Annotated in this window: 2 protein-coding genes and 1 rRNA gene; 1 reads left to right on the top strand and 2 read right to left on the bottom strand. The window is 54.6% G+C overall.

Annotated elements, in window-relative coordinates:
• Nucleotides 1-84, top strand: a 5S ribosomal RNA gene (gene rrf / locus NX84_RS12390); the annotation flags it as partial.
• Between the two features lie 316 nt (nucleotides 85-400).
• On the opposite strand, the gene NX84_RS12255 is transcribed toward rrf, so the two are convergent.
• Together NX84_RS12255 and NX84_RS12250 are read right to left on the bottom strand one after the other, a co-directional pair.
• Complete coding sequence (locus tag NX84_RS12255) at nucleotides 401-652, bottom strand: hypothetical protein (protein ID WP_231913830.1); 252 nt, start codon at nucleotides 650-652, stop codon at nucleotides 401-403.
• A 152-nt stretch (nucleotides 653-804) separates the two neighbouring features.
• On the bottom strand, nucleotides 805-1,317 hold a 513-nt coding region (locus tag NX84_RS12250; protein ID WP_039677002.1), incomplete at its 5' end, for an IS3 family transposase.

Here is a 1,317-nt window from a genome sequence, read left to right as displayed (position 1 = left end):
CCCATTCCGAACCCGGAAGCTAAGCCTGCTAACGCTGATGGTACTGCAACCGGGAGGTTGTGGGAGAGTAAGAAACCGCCGACACCAAACAACAAATAAACAACTCAATACAAACCAAAGGGAGACCGTTGAAACACCACCAGTTTCAACAGTCTCCCTTCTTTTTCGGTTTGCTACAAGCCCAGACTACCGCGCCGGCACACTGACAATCAGCGACAGAAGGCAAGAACGTCCGGGTACATGCTGATTGGCCTATCGCCATAGGCACTGCGATGGCCGGCCTGGAGCCTTCCCGCGAGAAATCGCTAGAACGCGGCAAATAGATACCCGCCAACCCAAGAAACTTTGGGCTGGCAGGCTTTTGTATTGAGCCGAAAGCTGGCGAAAGAGCTTTGGCCTCTTAATCCTTCTTACATCCGCGGGTGTCATGCAAACCGCACTGAGGAATACCAATGAACGACAGCGCGATAGATGAGAGCGTGACTGGGATAGCGATGATGCCGTAAATGGGGGAGTCGACGACGAACTCATTGAGATCGGTGGTCGAGCCCTGGTTGGTGTTATGCGGTGAGCTGTCTTCAGCGTTGGCGGCGGGGGCTGCTGTCAAAAGCAGGGCGGCGGCGCCGATGATAGCTAGGGACCTTTTCATCATGTCAGGTCCTTTCGGATAGGGAAGTATAGGGGATTCCTAGGCTATCGAACCGACAAATTAAAGGCAATGGGGTGCCAGCTGGCGCAACATCCACCGAAAGCACCGGGATAGCGCGGGCCTGACCCCCGGAAAGTAGACACGTCGGGGGTTAGCTATGCTGCTTGGGTCAGTGTAGCTGATGTGAGTGCTTCGAAGTCATTGGGGGCTAGAAGGTTGCACCAGGAGTGCCGTCTGCGGGTGTTGTAGCGCATGCACCATCGGAAGACTTCTTGGCGGCAGACGATGGGATTGTCAAAGACTTTCCGATCACGCAGGACTTCACGCTTTAAGGTGGCGTTAAATGATTCCGCCAGGGCATTATCGGCACTCGTTCCCACTGCTCCCATGGATTGGCGCACGCCAAGCTGGGCGCAGTGGTCTTGAAAAGCCTGTGAGGTGTACACACTGCCATGATCAGAATGGAAAATTGCCCCGTCAAGGCTTTCGCGAACCTTGCTGGCATGAGACAAAGCCTCAATTACCAGAGATACACGCATGTGATCGGCTAGCGCATGACCAACGAGCTTGCGTGAATAGGCGTCAATGACCGTGGCAAGGTACATGTTCTTGCCGCCCTTACACGGCAGGTAGGTGATATCGCCTACATAGACGTGGTTCGGCCTGTC

The organism is Corynebacterium minutissimum, assembly GCF_000805675.1.
Taxonomy (GTDB): Bacteria; Actinomycetota; Actinomycetes; order Mycobacteriales; family Mycobacteriaceae; genus Corynebacterium; species Corynebacterium minutissimum.
This window is presented reverse-complemented; position numbering and strand designations above follow the sequence as displayed.